Source organism: Pseudomonas sp. Pseusp18, from assembly GCF_059506005.1.
Genome location: NZ_CP169240.1, coordinates 4921406 through 4938119, shown reverse-complemented (window position 1 = coordinate 4938119; position 16714 = coordinate 4921406). Strand labels below are relative to the sequence as shown.

18 protein-coding genes are annotated in these 16714 nt (G+C 59.8%); 8 read left to right on the top strand and 10 right to left on the bottom strand.

The features are described 5' to 3' along the window. Positions 1 to 30: 30 nt before the first annotated feature. Positions 31 to 330: a YciI family protein gene (locus tag ACEN9A_RS22020; protein WP_019579534.1), complete on the bottom strand. Its 300-nt coding sequence runs from the start codon at positions 328 to 330 to the stop codon at positions 31 to 33. A 1-nt stretch (position 331) separates the two neighbouring features. Beyond that, the gene (locus ACEN9A_RS22015; RefSeq protein WP_258670613.1) at positions 332 to 928 is read right to left on the bottom strand and encodes a septation protein A; all 597 of its coding nucleotides are present in this window, start codon (positions 926 to 928) and stop codon (positions 332 to 334) included. Positions 929 to 1015: 87 nt separating this feature from the next. Between ACEN9A_RS22015 and ACEN9A_RS22010 the strand changes: the two genes are divergently transcribed. The 5 genes from ACEN9A_RS22010 (at position 1016) to rluB (ending at position 5916) form a co-directional block, all read left to right on the top strand. Beyond that, on the top strand, positions 1016 to 1879 hold the full coding sequence (locus ACEN9A_RS22010) for a PHP domain-containing protein (protein ID WP_018929935.1): 864 nt from the start codon (positions 1016 to 1018) through the stop codon (positions 1877 to 1879). A 13-nt stretch (positions 1880 to 1892) separates the two neighbouring features. Further along, on the top strand, positions 1893 to 2522 hold the full coding sequence (locus ACEN9A_RS22005) for an L-threonylcarbamoyladenylate synthase (protein WP_007938530.1): 630 nt from the start codon (positions 1893 to 1895) through the stop codon (positions 2520 to 2522). After that, complete coding sequence (locus ACEN9A_RS22000; RefSeq protein WP_007938531.1) at positions 2523 to 3347, top strand: segregation and condensation protein A; 825 nt, start codon at positions 2523 to 2525, stop codon at positions 3345 to 3347. A gap of 11 nt (positions 3348 to 3358) precedes the next feature. Beyond that, complete coding sequence (gene scpB / locus ACEN9A_RS21995; protein ID WP_258670611.1) at positions 3359 to 4345, top strand: SMC-Scp complex subunit ScpB; 987 nt, start codon at positions 3359 to 3361, stop codon at positions 4343 to 4345. 305 nt (positions 4346 to 4650) lie between these two features. Then, positions 4651 to 5916, top strand: coding sequence for a 23S rRNA pseudouridine(2605) synthase RluB (gene rluB / locus ACEN9A_RS21990; RefSeq protein WP_018929938.1), 1266 nt, complete (start codon positions 4651 to 4653; stop codon positions 5914 to 5916). A gap of 234 nt (positions 5917 to 6150) precedes the next feature. Here rluB and ACEN9A_RS21985 read toward each other — a convergent pair whose 3' ends face one another. Then, the gene (locus ACEN9A_RS21985; RefSeq protein ID WP_258670609.1) at positions 6151 to 7116 is read right to left on the bottom strand and encodes a M29 family metallopeptidase; all 966 of its coding nucleotides are present in this window, start codon (positions 7114 to 7116) and stop codon (positions 6151 to 6153) included. Between the two features lie 67 nt (positions 7117 to 7183). Next, on the bottom strand, positions 7184 to 7321 hold the full coding sequence (locus ACEN9A_RS21980) for a hypothetical protein (protein WP_007938535.1): 138 nt from the start codon (positions 7319 to 7321) through the stop codon (positions 7184 to 7186). A gap of 932 nt (positions 7322 to 8253) precedes the next feature. On the opposite strand from ACEN9A_RS21980, the gene ACEN9A_RS21975 reads away from it, so the two are divergent. Together ACEN9A_RS21975 and arfB are read left to right on the top strand one after the other, a co-directional pair. Then, complete coding sequence (locus ACEN9A_RS21975) at positions 8254 to 9666, top strand: amino acid permease (RefSeq protein WP_258670606.1); 1413 nt, start codon at positions 8254 to 8256, stop codon at positions 9664 to 9666. 128 nt (positions 9667 to 9794) lie between these two features. Next, positions 9795 to 10208, top strand: a complete 414-nt coding sequence (gene arfB, locus ACEN9A_RS21970; protein WP_007938537.1) for an alternative ribosome rescue aminoacyl-tRNA hydrolase ArfB — start codon at positions 9795 to 9797, stop codon at positions 10206 to 10208. Here the strand turns inward: arfB and ACEN9A_RS21965 are convergent. From ACEN9A_RS21965 to phhA, 6 genes are all read right to left on the bottom strand, one after another. Beyond that, positions 10205 to 11404, bottom strand: coding sequence for an MFS transporter (locus ACEN9A_RS21965; protein WP_204125154.1), 1200 nt, complete (start codon positions 11402 to 11404; stop codon positions 10205 to 10207). The genes arfB and ACEN9A_RS21965 overlap by 4 nt on opposite strands. A gap of 104 nt (positions 11405 to 11508) precedes the next feature. Further along, positions 11509 to 11691 carry a hypothetical protein gene (locus tag ACEN9A_RS21960; protein WP_258670602.1) on the bottom strand — a complete coding sequence of 61 codons (183 nt, stop codon included), beginning with the start codon at positions 11689 to 11691 and terminating at the stop codon, positions 11509 to 11511. 75 nt (positions 11692 to 11766) lie between these two features. Next, positions 11767 to 11898, bottom strand: a complete 132-nt coding sequence (locus ACEN9A_RS21955) for a hypothetical protein (protein WP_007938543.1) — start codon at positions 11896 to 11898, stop codon at positions 11767 to 11769. Between the two features lie 314 nt (positions 11899 to 12212). Further along, on the bottom strand, positions 12213 to 13406 hold the full coding sequence (locus tag ACEN9A_RS21950; RefSeq protein WP_408981095.1) for an amino acid aminotransferase: 1194 nt from the start codon (positions 13404 to 13406) through the stop codon (positions 12213 to 12215). Then, the gene (locus ACEN9A_RS21945; protein ID WP_007938547.1) at positions 13406 to 13762 is read right to left on the bottom strand and encodes a 4a-hydroxytetrahydrobiopterin dehydratase; all 357 of its coding nucleotides are present in this window, start codon (positions 13760 to 13762) and stop codon (positions 13406 to 13408) included. Before ACEN9A_RS21945 ends, ACEN9A_RS21950 begins: the two co-directional genes overlap by 1 nt. A 104-nt stretch (positions 13763 to 13866) precedes the next feature. Then, positions 13867 to 14652, bottom strand: coding sequence for a phenylalanine 4-monooxygenase (gene phhA, locus ACEN9A_RS21940; protein WP_258670597.1), 786 nt, complete (start codon positions 14650 to 14652; stop codon positions 13867 to 13869). A 281-nt stretch (positions 14653 to 14933) separates the two neighbouring features. Between phhA and ACEN9A_RS21935 the strand changes: the two genes are divergently transcribed. Continuing rightward, positions 14934 to 16496, top strand: a complete 1563-nt coding sequence (locus ACEN9A_RS21935; RefSeq protein WP_258670595.1) for a sigma-54-dependent transcriptional regulator — start codon at positions 14934 to 14936, stop codon at positions 16494 to 16496. Positions 16497 to 16714: the final 218 nt, after the last annotated feature.

Genomic DNA, 16714 nt, shown 5'->3' with positions numbered 1-16714 from the left:
AATCAATGAGATTCACCGCACGCGAGAACTTTACGGCAGGACTTGCTTGAACGGCTTGACCAGAACATTGGCGTAGACGCCTGCGGCAACGTACGGATCGGCGTCGGCCCAGGCCTTGGCGGCGCTCAGGGACTCGAATTCGGCGACGATCAGGCTGCCAGTGAAACCGGCTGCGCCCGGATCATTGCTGTCGACCGCCGGGTGTGGACCGGCCAATACGATACGACCTTCGCCCTTGAGCACTTGCAGACGCTCAAGGTGCGCAGGCCGTGCGGCCAGTCGGGCTTCCAGGGAGTTGGCGACGTCTGTGGCAATGATTGCGTAAAGCATGTCAGTCCTCGGTTTTTGGCGTTTTGGTGTCGGCGTCGTGCAGGTGGCGGGACAGATAGATGCCCTGGCCGACCAGGAACAGCAAAGTCATGCCCAGGCTGCCGAAGACCTTGAAGTCTACCCAGTAGCTCTGGAAGGTGAACGCGACGAACAGGTTGGCGGCACCGCAAAACAGGAAAAAAACGATCCAGGCGATGTTCAGCCGGGTCCAGACCGGCTCCGGCAGGGTCAGCGCGTGGCCCATGATGCGTTTGATCAGCAGTTGGTCACCGACAAAGTGGCTGCCGATGAACGCGAGGGCGAACAGCCAGTTGACCACCGGGGCTTTCCATTTCAGGAAGGTTTCGCTGTGGAACGCCAGGGTCAGGCTGCCGAAGACCAGGCAGGCAATTAGGGTCAGCCACTGGCTCTTCTCCAGCTTGCGCTGCTTGATGTACAGCGTGCCGTAGACCACCAGGGAGCTGATGATCAGCATCGCGGTGGCGCTGTAAATACCACCGACAGACAGTTGATGACCGCCAATGTCGACGACCCGCGGGTCGATTTTGAAGACGATGAAAAACAGCAGAAGCGGGATGAAGTCGATGAATTGTTTCACAGTGGCAGCCAGAAGCAGGATGTGGCGGCATAATAACAAACATATTGACGCGCGATAGCGTCCGCTGATTTGAGGTTACATAGTCCTGTGAATGTTGATTTGCACTGCCATAGCACGGCCTCCGATGGCGCCCTGGCGCCTGCGGCACTGGTTGCGCGTGCGTTCGAGAAAGGCGTGCGAGTCCTGGCCTTGACTGATCACGACACCCTTGAAGGCCTCGACGAGGCCCGTAGCGCCGCGACGGCGCTGGGGATGCAACTGGTCAACGGCGTCGAATTGTCCTGCACCTGGGGCGGGGCGACCATTCATGTGCTGGGCTATGGTTTCGACGTCAATGCCGCGCCGTTGGTCGAGGCCATCGCCAAACTGCACGATGGCCGTTGGCTTCGGTCCGAAGAAATAAGCCGCAAGTTGGCGCTGAAAGGTATGCCGGGGGCGCTTGACGGCGCCCGGGCGATTCAGCAGGAGCTGGGCGACAGCGGCAACGCGCCGGCCCGTCCGCACTTCGCCGACTGGATGGTGCGCGAAGGTTTCGTCAAGGATCGCGCCGAAGCGTTCCGCAAATGGCTGGGCGCCGGCAAGCTGGGAGACGTCAAGCTGCACTGGCCGACCCTCGAAGACACCGTCGAGACCCTGCGCGCCGCGGGTGCCTGGGTCAGCCTGGCGCACCCCTGGCACTACGATTTCACTCGCAGCAAGCGTCGCCGCCTGATTTCTGACTATATTCAAGCCGGGGGCCACGCGATTGAAGTGGTCAATGGCCATCAGCCCGCCGAGCAAGTGGGCAGCCTGGCGATTCTTGCCCGCGAGTTTGGTCTGCTGGTCAGTGCCGGCAGTGATTTTCATGGCCCTGGAGGCTGGTCCGAGATCGGTGAATACCGCCCGCTCCCGGAGGATCTGCCACCACTGTGGTGTCGATTCAAACATGACCCAATTATTGCCGCCGTCTGAACAGGTAGAGAATGTGAGTCAATTTTTCCAGATTCATCCGGAAAACCCGCAAGCGCGCCTGATCAAACAGGCTGTCGAGATCATCCGCAACGGCGGGGTGGTGATTTATCCCACAGACTCTTCCTACGCCATTGGTTGCCAGATCGGTGACAAGACCGCCGTGGAGCGTGTGCGTCGTTTGCGTCAGCTGGATGAGAAGCACAACTTCGCGCTGATCTGCAGCGACCTGTCGCAGCTGGGGCTGTTCGCCAAGATCGACACCGGTACTTTCCGTTTGCTCAAGGCCCATTTGCCAGGGCCTTACACCTTCATTCTCAACGCCACCCGCGAAGTTCCGCGGCTGTTGCTGCACCCGAAAAAACGCACCATCGGCCTGCGCGTGCCGAGCCATCCGATTGCGTTGGCGCTGCTGGAAGAACTCGGCGAACCGCTGATGAGCGTGACCCTGATCATGCCCGGCGATACCGACCCGTTGACCGATCCCTACGAAATGCGCCAGTTGCTGGAGCATCAGGTGGACCTGATCATCGACGGCGGTTTCGGCGGGATCAAGGCGTCCACCGTGATCAACCTCGCCGACGGCGAGCCGGAAGTCATCCGTGTCGGTTGCGGCGACCCAACGCCATTCATGGCCGAGGCGTAGATGTCTGCAGTAGAACCAGAACCCGTCGACAGCCAGGCCGGCGCCCAGCAAGAACTGCCTTTCGCCATGGTCTATGGCCAGGCGGTCATGGAAATGCCGCTGGACCTGTACATCCCGCCGGATGCGCTCGAGGTCTTTCTGGAAGCCTTCGAAGGCCCGCTCGACCTGCTCCTGTACCTGATCCGCAAACAGAACATCAATATTCTCGACATCCCGGTGGCGGAAATCACTCGCCAGTACATGGGCTATGTCGAGCTGATGCAGTCGGTGCGCCTGGAACTGGCCGCCGAGTACCTGGTAATGGCCGCGATGCTTGCCGAGATCAAGTCGCGGATGCTGCTGCCGCGAGCCGAAACGATCGAAGACGAGGAAGACGACCCTCGCGCCGAACTGATCCGCCGCTTGCAGGAGTACGAACGCTTCAAGGCCGCCGCCGAAGGTATCGATGGCCTGAGCCGCGTCGGCCGCGATGTCGTGGTGCCCAAGCTCGACGCGCCGGAAGCCCGGGCGCGCAAGCTGCTGCCGGACGTGAGTCTGGAAGAGTTGCTGATGTCCATGGCCGAGGTCTTGCGCCGGGGCGACATGTTCGAAAGCCACCAGGTCAGCCGCGAGGCACTGTCCACCCGCGAACGCATGAGCGATGTACTGGAGCGGCTCAAGGGTGGCGGTTTCGTGCCCTTTGTCGAGCTGTTCACCGCTGAAGAAGGACGTCTGGGGGTAGTGGTGACCTTTATGGCGATCCTCGAACTGGTCAAGGAATCCTTGGTCGAGCTGGTGCAGAATGAGCCGTTCGCGGCGATACATGTGCGAGCCCGAGCCGAATAACGAGTTGAATCATGAACCTGACTGAACCCCGCGAGCTGGCGCCGCTGCTTGAAGCCTTTCTGTTGGCCTCGGGAAAACCGCAATCGCTTGAGCGCCTGTTCGAACTCTTCGAAGAAGGCGAGCGGCCCGAACCAGCGGTTTTCAAGAAAGCGCTGACAATTCTGGGCAAATCCTGCGACGGCCGAGCCTTCGAACTGAAGGAAGTCGCCTCCGGGTATCGCCTGCAGATCCGCGAAAAGTTCGCGCCGTGGGTCGGGCGCCTGTGGGAAGAACGGCCGCAGCGTTACTCGCGCGCCATGCTCGAAACCATGGCCCTGATCGCCTATCGACAGCCGATCACCCGGGGCGAGATCGAAGACGTGCGCGGTGTGGCGGTCAACAGCCACATCGTCAAAACCCTGCTGGAGCGTGAGTGGATCCGCATCGTCGGTTACCGTGACGTGCCCGGCAAACCGGCAATGTTCGCCACCACCAAGGCCTTTCTCGATCACTTCAACCTGAAGAACCTCGACGACCTGCCGCCGCTGGCCGAGCTTCGGGAGCTGGAGCCCGAGCCGATGCTCGAGTTCGACGACGCACCGGTGCCGGCCGGGTTGCAAGAGTTGGCAGATGCCAGCGCCGAGCCGGAAGAGCCCAAGGAAGAAACCAGCTTCCACACTTTGTTGCTGGAACTGGACACCATGGAGGAGGGGCTCAAGACTGATTTCGACGATTTGCTGCGCGATGGCGAGTTGACCGAGACTGAAGAGGTATCGGAGCAGCCGGAGCCGGAAGTCGAGCTAGAGCTTCAGGTTGAGGCGTCAGTTGCTGACGAAGAAGAGCAGGAACCAGAGCTTGAGGATGACATTCTTGGCGTTGCCGAGGCTCGCGAGAAACTGCTGGCCGCGGTTGCCGCGCTTGAACAACCCAAGCCCGAACCTGAACTCAGCGATGAAGAAGCCGAAGCCCGGGCCCTGGCCGAAGCGATCGAGGCCGAACGCCGCCAGTTCGAGGATTGAAGCCGTCAAAAGATCGCAGCCTGCGGCAGCTCCTACGGGGGCGGTGTTTACCCGCGATATTTCGGCGAACATCGATCCTGTAGGAGCTGTCGAGTGAAACGAGGCTGCGATCTTTTGATCTTGTTCCTCCATCCACCACCGGCCGGCGGAAAAACCAATAACTGACGGTCGATCAGCTAGTCTCTGATGCGCGAACGCTTCCATGAGCGTATGATTCGCGACCCTTTGACGATCCCTTCGTCAAACGACCAGATTTCACATCTTCAGGCCAAGGCCTGAACTTGATCACACCGGGAGGTGCCCAGATGAGTATCAACGACCAGAAAGACGACCAGGAAATCGGCCCAGCAGGCGAAAAACTGCAGAAAGTCCTCGCCCGTATCGGCGTCGGCTCGCGCCGTGACGTAGAAGCCTGGATCAGCCACGGCCGCATCAAGGTCAATGGCAAAGACGCCACCCTTGGCCTGCGCGTCGACCTGCATGACGCCATCACCATCGACGGCAAGGTGATCAAGCGCGAAGAAGCCGCCGAGTCGGTTCGCCGCGTGATCATGTACAACAAGCCCGACGGTGAAATCTGCACCCGTGACGACCCGGAAGGCCGTCCGACCGTGTTCGACAAGATGCCGCGCCCGAAAGAAGGTCGCTGGATCAACATTGGTCGCCTGGACATCAACACCACAGGTCTGCTGATGTTCACCACCGACGGTGAGCTGGCCAACCGCCTGATGCACCCGTCTTACGAAATGGACCGTGAATACGCCGTCCGTGTACGTGGTGAAGTCGACGACGAGATGATCGAGCGTCTGAAGGCAGGCGTGGTGCTCGAAGACGGCCCGGCCAAATTCACCGACATCAAGCAGGCACCAGGTGGCGAAGGTTTCAACCACTGGTACCACTGCGTGGTGATGGAAGGTCGTAACCGCGAAGTTCGTCGTCTGTGGGAGTCCCAGGGCCTGGTGGTCAGCCGTCTGAAGCGCGTGCGTTTCGGTCCGGTGTTCCTCAACTCCGACCTGCCGATGGGTCGCTGGCGCGAAATGAGCCAGCAGGAAGTCGACATTCTGAGTGCTGAAGTCGGCCTGACGCCGGTGGCGATGCCGCAAATGAACGCCAAAAGCAAAGACAAGCTCGAGCGTATGCAGCGCAAATCGTCCCGCCCGGTGGGCAAGACCGAACGCGTACGGACCTTGCGTCCAGCCGCTGGCGCTCCAGCTGCCGGCCCGCGTCCATCTCGCGAGCCGCAGATCGAAGGCGAGCGCCCGGCCCGCAAGCCAGCGCCACGCCAGGACGGCGAGCGCGGTCCACGCACGCCACGTCCGGCCAACGGTCGTACTGAGCGTGGCGAAGGCCGTGGCGCTCCGTCCGGTGGTCGTAGCGATCGCGGTGCGCCTGCCGGCCGTGGTACGCCAGTGGCAGACCGCCCGGCCGACACCAAGCGCCCGGCCAAGCCGGCGCCGAAGAAACGCCCAGGCATCGTGCTGGTCGACAAGGACGCGCCATCGGGCAAGCGCCGCGGCGCACCCGCCGGCTCCGGCCAGCGTCCGGGCTTCGGTCGTCGCAAGCCTGAGTAATCGGTAAGCGCCCCATGAAAAACGCCATCCCTCGGGATGGCGTTTTTTTGTGCCTGGCAGAACCGGTTCTCAATATGTAGGTAGAGTTGTGGCGAGGGAGCTTGCTCCCGCTGGGTCGCGAAGCGGCCCCAAAACCATTCACCTCGTTATGTCAGGCAAGCCGCGTCGGCAGGTTTTGCGGCTGCTGCGCACCCGAGCGGGAGCAAGCTCCCTCGCCACAGGGGCCGGTGTTGCTCAGAAGACAAACCGCCCATCAAACACCGGCTCATCATCCAGCGCCAGCACGCCGCCAGAGAAGATCAGGTCCAGATGATGGCTGCCCTTGGCGCCTCCGCCCAACCCCAAGTGCAAACCGCAATGTCGCTCTTCGAACCCGGCATTGCGCGCATACAACTCTTTCACACCTTCGTTGGTGCCGATCCCCAACTCCTCGATGCGCCGGTTGGACGGATTGGCGTCCAGGTATTTGTTGAAGTCATGTTCCAGTCCCGGCACATCGGTGGCGATTTTGCTGATGGTCGAGTTCTCGATCCACAACTCCAGCGGTGATTCGAGTACGCCGTACTTGCGGGCAAACGGAATCGTGCTGAGGAACGTCCCCATGAACTTCACCCGGCCATTAATCGCCTCGCTATGGGTGGCAATCTCGCCGGGCGCCAGGTCGAAGTTGCCGACACCATTGATGTCGGTCCACTTCTTGATACTGCTCAACGGTGTTTCGAACCACGAGCCATGATCATCTTTGAAACTTAAAGTGGTGGCCTGGGACATGCGCTGGATCAGGTGGCTGTTCAACCCGGCAATCCGCTGTGGGGTGACACTGAACGTGTCGTAGAAATAATCGCCGTAATCCTTGAACAGCAGCGACTTCTTCCAGTTTTCCGCCATCACGCCTTGCAGCGCGCGGACAAAGTCCGGGCCGTCGGGACGCGGGTTGGGCAGGGTAGAAGAGTCGTAGAAGAAAATGTACAGATCGCTGTCGGCAATCGCCTGGGCCAGTAATTCGGTGGGTTCGAGGTCCAGGCGCACTGCGCTGAAGCTGAACCTTGGGCTGTTGCCGGCCTGTTCGGCGATGGCGCCGGTCAGCGCCTCGTAATCAGCGGTATGGCCGAGCAAGACCTTCGCCGGGTTGATGCCGGCAACGGCTGGGTGATGTTCGAGGTAGTAAAGGAAATGCGAGATGGCGCGCTGCTTATCCATGGAGTCCTCCCTGACAAACCTGGTAAGTGGCGGGCACGACCGGCCGGATCGTACCCGCCGGGATGTCTTACAGAGGCCACATCGCCGTGCCGAACGGAACAACCGCGTCGGCTTGCATCATTTCAACGGCGGCTTCATGGGTCGGTGCTTCAAACCAATCGTCCAGTTGCAGTTCAGTGTCCAAGTCTTTGTCCAGTGCTTGCATGGTGAATCTCCTGAATGACTTTTTCGGTAAGAACAGCGGCGCGTTTTTCATTCATTGAAGAGCGCGTCAACTTGCCGGTCGATGCGGCTCGGCAAGTCGCTGAAAACCTAGTTCACAGGTTTTTGAAATGCAAAAAAATAATTAAACAATTTTCATTTGAACTAATTATTCCATTTTGTAGAAAGTAAATTTCTTAATAAAAAACAGAAAACTAAGTTGGAAAACTCCTTAGGAAGCTTCCTATCGTCAATTTACAGTCAGCGGGTCTCTGGATCTGATTTGGAAAACTTGCGTTACGCACTGTAAATAAATCCTTACGAAAAGCGCCCCCAAACCCCGTGGAATGCCGCTGAGGAAAGGGCTGTAAGGAAAACCTGCCGTCCGCCGCCGCGATGGTGCTGTTCAAGGGCTCTGGCGCGCTTGTCTCGGCCTCGATTGAAAGGTGAGATGCGCCCCATGCCTGTCGTGCAGGTGCATAACAAGAAGGAGGCGCAATGAACGCCGTGACTCATCTCCATCTCTCTCCGTGGGGCGATTTTTCCGCTGCCCCCGTCGAAGACCTGCAAAGGTCTGACTCAATTTTTGCAGCCGCCCGAGACCCTCGAGGCGGACACAGGCAATCCCGGCAACCGACGCGCTGATCCAGCGGTGTCTGGCAGCAGGGGGTTACAGGTGTACAATGCGCCGCGTTTTAACTGTGACCCTCTGCGCAACAGCGCAAACCTCAAGGCTATCCGCTTTGTTCACTCCGCCGCGTCACGAGCGTGTCGGGTTCGATTTCGTCACAGATAAAAACAAACAGGTGACGCATGACTGTCGTAAAAACGCTGAACTCCTGGTGCCTGCGCTGGGGTTTGATCGGCGCTGCTTGAAATCGCAACCGAGCAGCAACGTCTACTGAACATCATCAAACCTTGCGTGAGACCCTTTTCATGAGTGGACAAAACTCGCATTCAGGCGAGCTGAAACGCGGCCTGAAAAATCGCCATATTCAACTGATCGCCCTCGGTGGCGCGATCGGTACCGGGTTGTTCCTCGGCTCGGCCGGCGTGCTCAAATCCGCCGGCCCGTCGATGATTCTCGGCTACGCCATTTGCGGCTTCATCGCCTTCATGATCATGCGCCAACTGGGCGAAATGATCGTCGAAGAGCCGGTGGCCGGCTCCTTCAGCCACTTCGCGCATAAATACTGGGGTGGTTTTGCCGGTTTCCTGTCGGGCTGGAACTGCTGGATTCTGTACATCCTGGTGGGCATGTCGGAGCTGACCGCGGTCGGCAAATACATCCACTACTGGGCGCCGGATATCCCGACCTGGGTCTCCGCTGCTGCGTTCTTTGTGCTGATCAACGCGATCAACCTGGCCAACGTCAAAGTCTTCGGTGAGGCCGAGTTTTGGTTCGCGATCATCAAGGTCGTGGCGATCGTTGGCATGATTGCTTTGGGTAGCTATCTGTTGGTCAGCGGCCACGGCGGCCCGCAAGCCTCGGTGACCAACCTGTGGTCCCACGGCGGTTTCTTCCCGAACGGTGTCAGCGGCCTGGTGATGGCCATGGCGATCATCATGTTCTCCTTCGGCGGCCTGGAAATGCTCGGTTTCACTGCTGCTGAAGCCGACAAGCCAAAAACCGTGATCCCGAAAGCCATCAACCAGGTGATCTACCGGATCCTGATTTTCTACATCGGTGCGCTGGTGGTCCTGTTGTCGCTGACCCCTTGGGACAGCCTGCTGACGACACTGAATGCGTCTGGCGATGCCTATAGCGGCAGCCCGTTCGTGCAGGTGTTCTCGATGCTCGGCAGCAACACCGCCGCGCACATCCTCAACTTCGTGGTCCTGACCGCGGCGCTGTCGGTGTACAACAGCGGCACCTATTGCAACAGCCGCATGCTGCTGGGCATGGCCGAGCAGGGCGATGCGCCGAAAGCCTTGTCGAAGATCGATAAGCGTGGCGTGCCGGTACGTTCGATCCTGGCGTCGGCTGCTGTGACGTTGATCGCGGTGTTGCTGAACTACCTGATCCCGCAAAACGCGCTGGAACTGTTGATGTCGTTGGTGGTTGCGACCCTGGTGATCAACTGGGCGATGATCAGCTTCTCGCACTTCAAGTTCCGCCAGCACATGAACAACACCAAGCAGACGCCGCTGTTCAAGGCCCTGTGGTACCCGTACGGCAACTACATCTGCCTGGCGTTCGTAGTGTTCATTCTCGGCGTGATGCTGCTGATTCCGGGCATCCAGGTCTCGGTGTATGCGATTCCGGTGTGGGTCGCGTTCATGTGGATCTGCTACGGCATCAAGCACAAGCGCAGCGCCCAGCAGGCGTTGCAGGTTGCGGTGAAATAACGCAACGCGCAGAAACACCAAACCCGGCCAATGCGCCGGGTTTTTTGTGGGCGATGCAATACCTGTGGGAGCGTATTCCTTCTGTCTATTCGCGGTATCCTGCGCGCTCTGAATACGGACGCTTTTCCATGCTGGTGATTTCCAACAACGTGCATCTGCCGGATGCCGAGATCGAGTTGACAGCCATTCGCGCCCAGGGCGCCGGAGGGCAGAACGTCAACAAGGTTTCCAGTGCGGTGCACCTGCGCTTCGACATTCCGGCCTCGTCCCTGCCCGAGTTTTACAAGGAACGGCTGCTGGCGTTGCGCGACAGTCGCATCACCAGCGAAGGGGTGTTGATCATCAAGGCCCAGCAATACCGCACGCAGGAGCAGAACCGCGCCGACGCGCTGGAGCGTCTGACCGAGTTGATCCTCAGCGCTACCAAAGTGGAAAAGAAACGCCGCCCGACCAAGCCGACTCTGGGCTCGAAAAAGCGTCGGCTCGAATCCAAGACCAAGCGCGGCAGCATCAAGGCCGGGCGGGGCAAGGTGGATTTTTAGCGGGCCTCACGCTCTTCCCGATACTTGGGTGCCTGCCGGTACAAGTAAACGCTCAACATCAATCCGCTCAAAGCGGCGAGGGCGGCAAACAGGAAGATCGAGGCAAAACCAAATCCTGCAGCAATCGCACCCGCCAGCGGTCCGGTAATCCCCAGTGACAAATCGATAAACAGCGAATAGGCCCCAACGGCTGCGCCACGGCTGGAGGCCGGCACCAGATTGACCGCTTCCACGCCCAAGGCCGGGAACACCAGCGAAAAGCCGAAACCGCTCAGCGCCGCACCGGCCAGTGCCCAATGAGCATCTGGCGCCAGCCACAGCAGCAACAGCCCGAGGGTTTCCACCGAGAGGCAGGCAATCGCCACGCGAAAGCCGCCGAGGCGGTTGATCAGATTGCCGAACAGCAACCGTGCGCCAATGAAACTGGCGCCGAACAAACTCAGGGACAGCACCGCGTTGGACCAATGCTGAGTGGCGTAATACAGGGTGATGAAGGTCGCGATGGTGCCAAAGCCGATGGAGCCCAGTGCCAGGCCGCAGCCATGAGGGAACACCCGTCCCAGCACATGCATGAACGGCAAACGCTCACCGGCGACAATCGGCGCCGCGGTTTTCGGCCAGGCCAGCGCCACGCCCAGCACGGCGAGCAGCACGATGCTCACGCCCATGCTCCACAAACCCAATTGACTCACCAGCAGCACCCCCAGTGGTGCGCCGACCGCCAACGCGCCGTAACTGGCGATGCCGTTCCAGGAGATGACCTTGGCGGTGTTCGCCGCGCCGACCCGGCCGATGCCCCAGCCGATCGACCCGGAGCCGACCAGGCTTTCCGCGCTGCCGAGGATCAGGCGGCCAATCAACAGGCTGATCAAACTCAGCATCGGCAGGCTTTGCGTCCAGGCCGAAATCAGCATGAACACGCCGCTCAAACCACAGCCGGCGAGGCCATACATCACCGCCAGTTTGCTGCCCTTGTTATCGATGATGCGCCCTGCGTAAGGGCGGCTGAGAAGGGTGGCCAGGTATTGCACGCTGATCACCAGCCCGGCGATCACCGCGCCGAAGCCGAGGTCGCTGTGGACGTAGCCCGGCAATACGGCCAGGGGAATACCGATATTGAGGTAACCGATGAAAGTGAACAGGACGATGGAAACGACTTGCAGCGTGACCGCCAGGGGGCGCTGGGTTTCAGACATGGGTAAAAGGTCCACGGGGCAGCAGGATAGATAGGCTGCTTATGATAGCGGCGTGGACGGTCGCAGGGCGTGAAAAAGTAAAACTAATTGCCGAACGGGATGAATCAGGATTTTGCGGGGGCGACCAGTTGCGTCGTGACCAGGGCGGCCAGGGCATTTTCTTCGCTGCCGAAGCGGGTCAGCAGGGCGGCTTGTTTCTCGGGGGAAAGGCGATTCCAGATCTCGATCATCTTCTCGGCGGTGCCGATCAGGACGCTGGCCTGGGCTTCAGTGAAATCATCGCTCATGGTGCGGGCTCGCGGTTCAGGCAGTGTGGAAAGCGCATGTTAGCGCTTTCCACACGGTCTGGCATTGCAGGTGTATCAGTCTTCTCTGTCGGCCTGGCGGCGTTCAGGTGCTTCTTTCGGCTCGGGCTGTTGGGCGCCGGCTTGTTGCGTGGTTGTCTGCTCAGTTTCGTGCAGGCTTGGGAAGGGGAGATTAGGGATCTCGTGCATGTTTCGCGCTCCTCGCTAAGTCTGTTGATAGATCTGGTAGATCCGCGCTTTTAAAAAAGCCTGGGCAGGATACAGCAGGAAAAATGACAAATAGACTTTATATCCATTTGTTACGACGGATGGGATTGTCTAGACAGGTCTGCAGGAGGCAAAGACCCACTGTGGCGAGGGAGCTTGCTCCCGCTGGGTCGCTGAGCGGCCCCAATGCAGGCAATGGGTTCTTTGCGTTAGAAATCGGTTGCAGTTTTTGCGACCGCTACGCGCTCGAGCGGGAGCAAGCTCCCTCGCCACAGGGAGCTCGCCATTGCATCGTGTTACTTGCAGACGTCAGCGATGGCCTCGGCCAGCAGGTCCAGGCGTGTCGCATCGATCCCCGCCACGTTCGCCCGGCCCGAGCTGACCATGTACACACTGTGATGTTCGCGCAGTTGCTTGACCTGCTCCGGCGACAAACCGGTGTAGGAAAACATCCCGCGTTGCACACCAATGTGCGCAAACCGCTCGCGCAAGCCGTGGGGTTCGAGCGCTTCGACCAGGCCACTGCGCAGCTGGGCGATGCGCAAACGCATGGCTTCCACTTCGTCGGCCCAGCGGCTTTTCAGCTCTGGATCGCCAAGGATGGTCGCGACCACGGCGGCGCCGTGATCCGGCGGTGTCGACCATAGGTTGCGGGCGATGTTGGCCAATTGGCTGCGGATGTCCACCAGCTTGTCGGCGGTTTGTGCGCAGACAATCAGTGCGCCGGTGCGGTCGCGGTACAGGCCGAAGTTCTTCGAGCAGGAACTGGTGATCAGCACTTCCGGCAACTCGGCGGCGAACAGCCGGGTCGACCAGGCATCTTGCTCCAGGCCATCGCCGAAGCCCTGATAGGCGAAGTCGATCAGAGGCAGCAAGTCGCGACTGCGCACCACGTCCAGCACCCGGCGCCAATCGTCATGGGACAGGTCGAAACCGGTCGGGTTGTGGCAGCAGGCGTGCAGCAGCACCACATCGCCCTTCGGTGCTTGATTGAGCACCGCCAGCATCGCTTCGACATCGAGGCGGTTATCGCTGCCCACGTACGGGTAGTGACTGACCTTGACCCCGGCTGTCGCGAAAATCGTTTCGTGGATCGGCCAGGTCGGACTGCTCAGCCACACGCCACGGCCCGGCAGGCACTGGGCGATGAAGTCGGCGCTCAAGCGCAGTGCGCCGGTGCCGCCCGGCGTTTGCGTGACGCCGGCCCGTTGCTCGGCGATCAGCGCCGAATCAGCACCCAGCACAAGCTCGTTGATGACTTTGCCGAACGCCGCATCGCCGTGGCCGCCGATGTAAGTCTTGGTGGCCTGGCGATCCACCAGGCGCTGCTCGGCAAGCTTCACCGCTTCAGGGATTGGCGTCAGGCCCTGGGCGTCTTTGTAGACACCCACGCCAAGGTCGAACTTGCGCGGGTTAGGGTCCTGCGCATAGGCCTCCATCAGGCCGAGAATCGGGTCGCCGGGTACTCGGCCGATGGCGTCGAAATGCATTATTTGCGGCCCTCGGCGTCTTTGGCTACTTCGTCAGTGCGCGCGGCCATGATGAAGTCGTTGCGGTGCAGGCCCTTGATGGAGTGGCTCCACCAGGTCACGGTGACTTTGCCCCACTCGGTCAGCAGACCCGGGTGGTGACCTTCGGCCTCGGAGATTTCGCCAACGGCGTTGGTGAACGCCAGCGCGTGTTTGAAGTTTTTGAACAGGAAAACTTTTTCCAGCTGCATCACGCTGTCGCGCACTTCGATGTTCCAGTCAGGGATCTGCTTGATCAGGATCGGCAGTTCTTCGTCGCTGACCTGAGGGGCATCGGCGCGGCAGGCTTCGCAATGGGCTTGGTTCAATGTGGACATGATGGGTTCCTGAAATCGAATTATTGGAAATCGGCCGTCAGTGACACCACGCTAAACCAAAGCGCTGGTTCCTGACAGGCTCACTTGATTCTAAAAGCTGCGGGTCACGCAGCTTTTGGCGGAAATTTCGGTGCGTGCAACCCAAGCTGCATGCCTTGTTTGACCATGCCCATGATGTCTTCGTGGGCCAGATCGAACAGGCGCTTGAGGTTCGGCAGGACAAAGTACAGCGGCTGCAGAATGTCGATGCGATAAGGCGTACGCATGCATTCCAGTGGGTCGAAGGCCTGATGCTCAGGTGCGTCCGACAGGGCGTAAACAGTTTCTTTCGGCGAGGACAGAATGCCGCCGCCATAGATGCGCAGGCCTTGCGGCGTGTCGACCAGACCGAACTCGATGGTCATCCAGTACAGGCGCGCCAGGTACACGCGTTCTTCCTTGGAAGCCTGTAGGCCGAGTTTGCCGTAGGTGTGGGTGAATTCGGCGAACCAGGGGTTGGTCAGCAACGGGCAGTGGCCGAAGATCTCGTGGAAAATGTCCGGCTCTTGCAGGTAATCCAGCTCTTCGCGGGTACGAATAAAGGTCGCCACCGGAAACTGCTTGTTCGCCAGCAATTCGAAAAAGGTCTGGAAGGGAATCAGCGCGGGCACCCGGGCAACTTGCCAGCCGGTGGTTTCACCGAGGACTTTGTTGATTTCGCCGAGTTGCGGAATGCGGTCGTGGGGCAGACCGAGTTTTTCAATACCGTCCAGGTATTCCTGGCACGCACGACCCTCGACCACTTTCAGTTGGCGAGTGATCAGCGTATTCCACACCGCGTGTTCTTCAGCGGGGTAGTCGATAAAACCTTGCGCATCGGGCTCGCGAGCCACGTATTGCGTGTGCTTCATACTGCTCTCCTGCTAGGGGATACGTTCTTGTTTTATGTCCTGCTCTGGAATTAGAGATACGCCAAGGTGTGCGACTTTGCAGCAGGTGATCCGCGCGCTATGTAGGAAAAATCAAAGCTTTTCGTAAAGTATTCGTTACGGTTTTGCTGCTGTGGCGTAAGTATTGATATTTCCGTGTTTGAAATGGATCACGAGTGTCACATAATCTTGACGACTAACTTGGCGTTCGCGCAGAAATTTCCTTGCGTCGGGCCTCAATCACCCCTGTTACGGGCCTTTATATGCGTATCAAAGTTCACTGCCAGAACCGCATCGGTATCCTGCGCGACATTCTCAACCTGTTGGTCGAGTACGGGATCAACGTCGCTCGCGGCGAGGTGGGCGGTGAGCATGGCAATGCGATCTATCTGCACTGCCCGAACCTGATCAACATTCAGTTCCAGGCGTTGCGACCGAAGTTCGAGGCGATTGGCGGGGTGTTCGGCGTCAAGCGTGTAGGGCTGATGCCCAGCGAGCGTCGGCACATGGAGCTCAATGCCTTGCTCGGTGCTCTGGAGTTTCCGGTGCTGTCGATCGACATGGGCGGTTCCATCGTCGCGGCCAACCGTGCGGCGGCGCAATTGCTCGGGGTGCGGGTGGATGAGGTGCCGGGGATTCCGCTGTCTCGGTACGCCGAAGACTTCGATTTGCCGGAACTGGTGCGCGCCAACAAGTCGCGGATCAACGGCTTGCGGGTGAAGGTCAAGGGTGACGTGTTTCTCGCCGACATCGCGCCGCTGCAATCGGAGCATGACGAAAGCGAGGCCATGGCCGGTGCGGTGTTGACGCTGCACCGGGCGGACCGGGTGGGCGAGCGCATCTATAACGTGCGCAAACAGGAGTTGCGCGGCTTCGACAGCATTTTCCAAAGTTCGAAAGTGATGGCAGCGGTGGTTCGCGAAGCACGGCGCATGGCACCGCTGGATGCGCCGCTATTGATCGAAGGCGAAACCGGCACCGGCAAAGAGTTGTTGGCGCGGGCCTGCCACCTGGCGAGCCCGCGTGGGCAATCACCGCTGATGGCGCTCAACTGCGCCGGCCTGCCTGAGTCCATGGCCGAGACTGAATTGTTCGGCTACGGCCCCGGCGCCTTCGAAGGGGCGCGGGCCGAAGGCAAGCTCGGGCTCCTGGAGCTGACGGCGGGCGGTACGTTGTTTCTCGATGGCGTCGGCGAAATGAGCCCGCGCTTGCAGGTGAAATTGCTGCGCTTTCTGCAGGACGGTTGCTTCCGTCGTGTCGGCAGCGATGAAGAGGTTTATCTGGATGTGCGGGTGATCTGCGCGACTCAGGTGGACTTGTCCGAACTGTGTGCTCGCGGTGAGTTTCGCCAGGACTTGTACCACCGCTTGAACGTGCTCTCGCTGCACATCCCGCCGCTGCGCGAATGCCTCGATGGACTGGCGCCGCTGGTGGAACACTTCCTCGATCAGGCCAGTCGACAGATCGGTTGCCCACTGCCGAAACTGGCGCCGGCGGCGATGGAACGGCTCAGTCATTATCACTGGCCGGGTAACGTGCGGCAGTTGGAAAACGTGCTGTTTCAGGCGGTTTCCCTGTGCGAGGGCGGCACCGTCAAAGCCGAGCACATTCGTCTGCCGGACTACGGCGTGCGTCAGCCGCTTGGCGATTTCTCCCTCGAGGGTGGGCTGGACGAGATTGTCGGGCGCTTCGAGAAAGCCGTGTTGGAGCGCTTGTATTCCGAGTATCCGAGCAGTCGGCAACTGGGCAAGCGACTGGGGGTTTCCCATACCACCATTGCCAATAAGTTGCGCGAGTATGAGGTGGGTAAGGACAGCAGCATTTAAGATCAAAAGATCGCAGCCTTCGGCAGCTCCTACAGGGGGATCGCATTCCAATGTAGGAGCTGTCGAGTGCAACGAGGCTGCGATCTTTTGCTTTGTTGCCGCGAAGCGGCATGACACCGCCGGTTTTTCGTCTTTGATTCATTCCCCCAATCCCCTCTAAACCCCTCAAGTCCTTTGTTTGCCGGGCCCGGCGCCGCCAGAAAAAAGTTGGTCTGCAA

Coding starts and splice junctions, on each gene's coding strand:
- arfB (WP_007938537.1), top strand. CDS start 9,795: ATGCTGGTGATTTCCAACAACGTGCATCTGCCGGATGCCGAGATCGAG.
- rluB (WP_018929938.1), top strand. CDS start 4,651: ATGAGTATCAACGACCAGAAAGACGACCAGGAAATCGGCCCAGCAGGC.
- ACEN9A_RS21955 (WP_007938543.1), bottom strand. CDS start 11,898: ATGCACGAGATCCCTAATCTCCCCTTCCCAAGCCTGCACGAAACTGAG.
- ACEN9A_RS21965 (WP_204125154.1), bottom strand. CDS start 11,404: ATGTCTGAAACCCAGCGCCCCCTGGCGGTCACGCTGCAAGTCGTTTCC.
- scpB (WP_258670611.1), top strand. CDS start 3,359: ATGAACCTGACTGAACCCCGCGAGCTGGCGCCGCTGCTTGAAGCCTTT.
- ACEN9A_RS21935 (WP_258670595.1), top strand. CDS start 14,934: ATGCGTATCAAAGTTCACTGCCAGAACCGCATCGGTATCCTGCGCGAC.
- ACEN9A_RS22020 (WP_019579534.1), bottom strand. CDS start 330: ATGCTTTACGCAATCATTGCCACAGACGTCGCCAACTCCCTGGAAGCC.
- ACEN9A_RS21985 (WP_258670609.1), bottom strand. CDS start 7,116: ATGGATAAGCAGCGCGCCATCTCGCATTTCCTTTACTACCTCGAACAT.
- ACEN9A_RS22000 (WP_007938531.1), top strand. CDS start 2,523: ATGTCTGCAGTAGAACCAGAACCCGTCGACAGCCAGGCCGGCGCCCAG.
- ACEN9A_RS21960 (WP_258670602.1), bottom strand. CDS start 11,691: ATGAGCGATGATTTCACTGAAGCCCAGGCCAGCGTCCTGATCGGCACC.
- phhA (WP_258670597.1), bottom strand. CDS start 14,652: ATGAAGCACACGCAATACGTGGCTCGCGAGCCCGATGCGCAAGGTTTT.
- ACEN9A_RS21980 (WP_007938535.1), bottom strand. CDS start 7,321: ATGCAAGCACTGGACAAAGACTTGGACACTGAACTGCAACTGGACGAT.
- ACEN9A_RS21975 (WP_258670606.1), top strand. CDS start 8,254: ATGAGTGGACAAAACTCGCATTCAGGCGAGCTGAAACGCGGCCTGAAA.
- ACEN9A_RS21945 (WP_007938547.1), bottom strand. CDS start 13,762: ATGTCCACATTGAACCAAGCCCATTGCGAAGCCTGCCGCGCCGATGCC.
- ACEN9A_RS21950 (WP_408981095.1), bottom strand. CDS start 13,406: ATGCATTTCGACGCCATCGGCCGAGTACCCGGCGACCCGATTCTCGGC.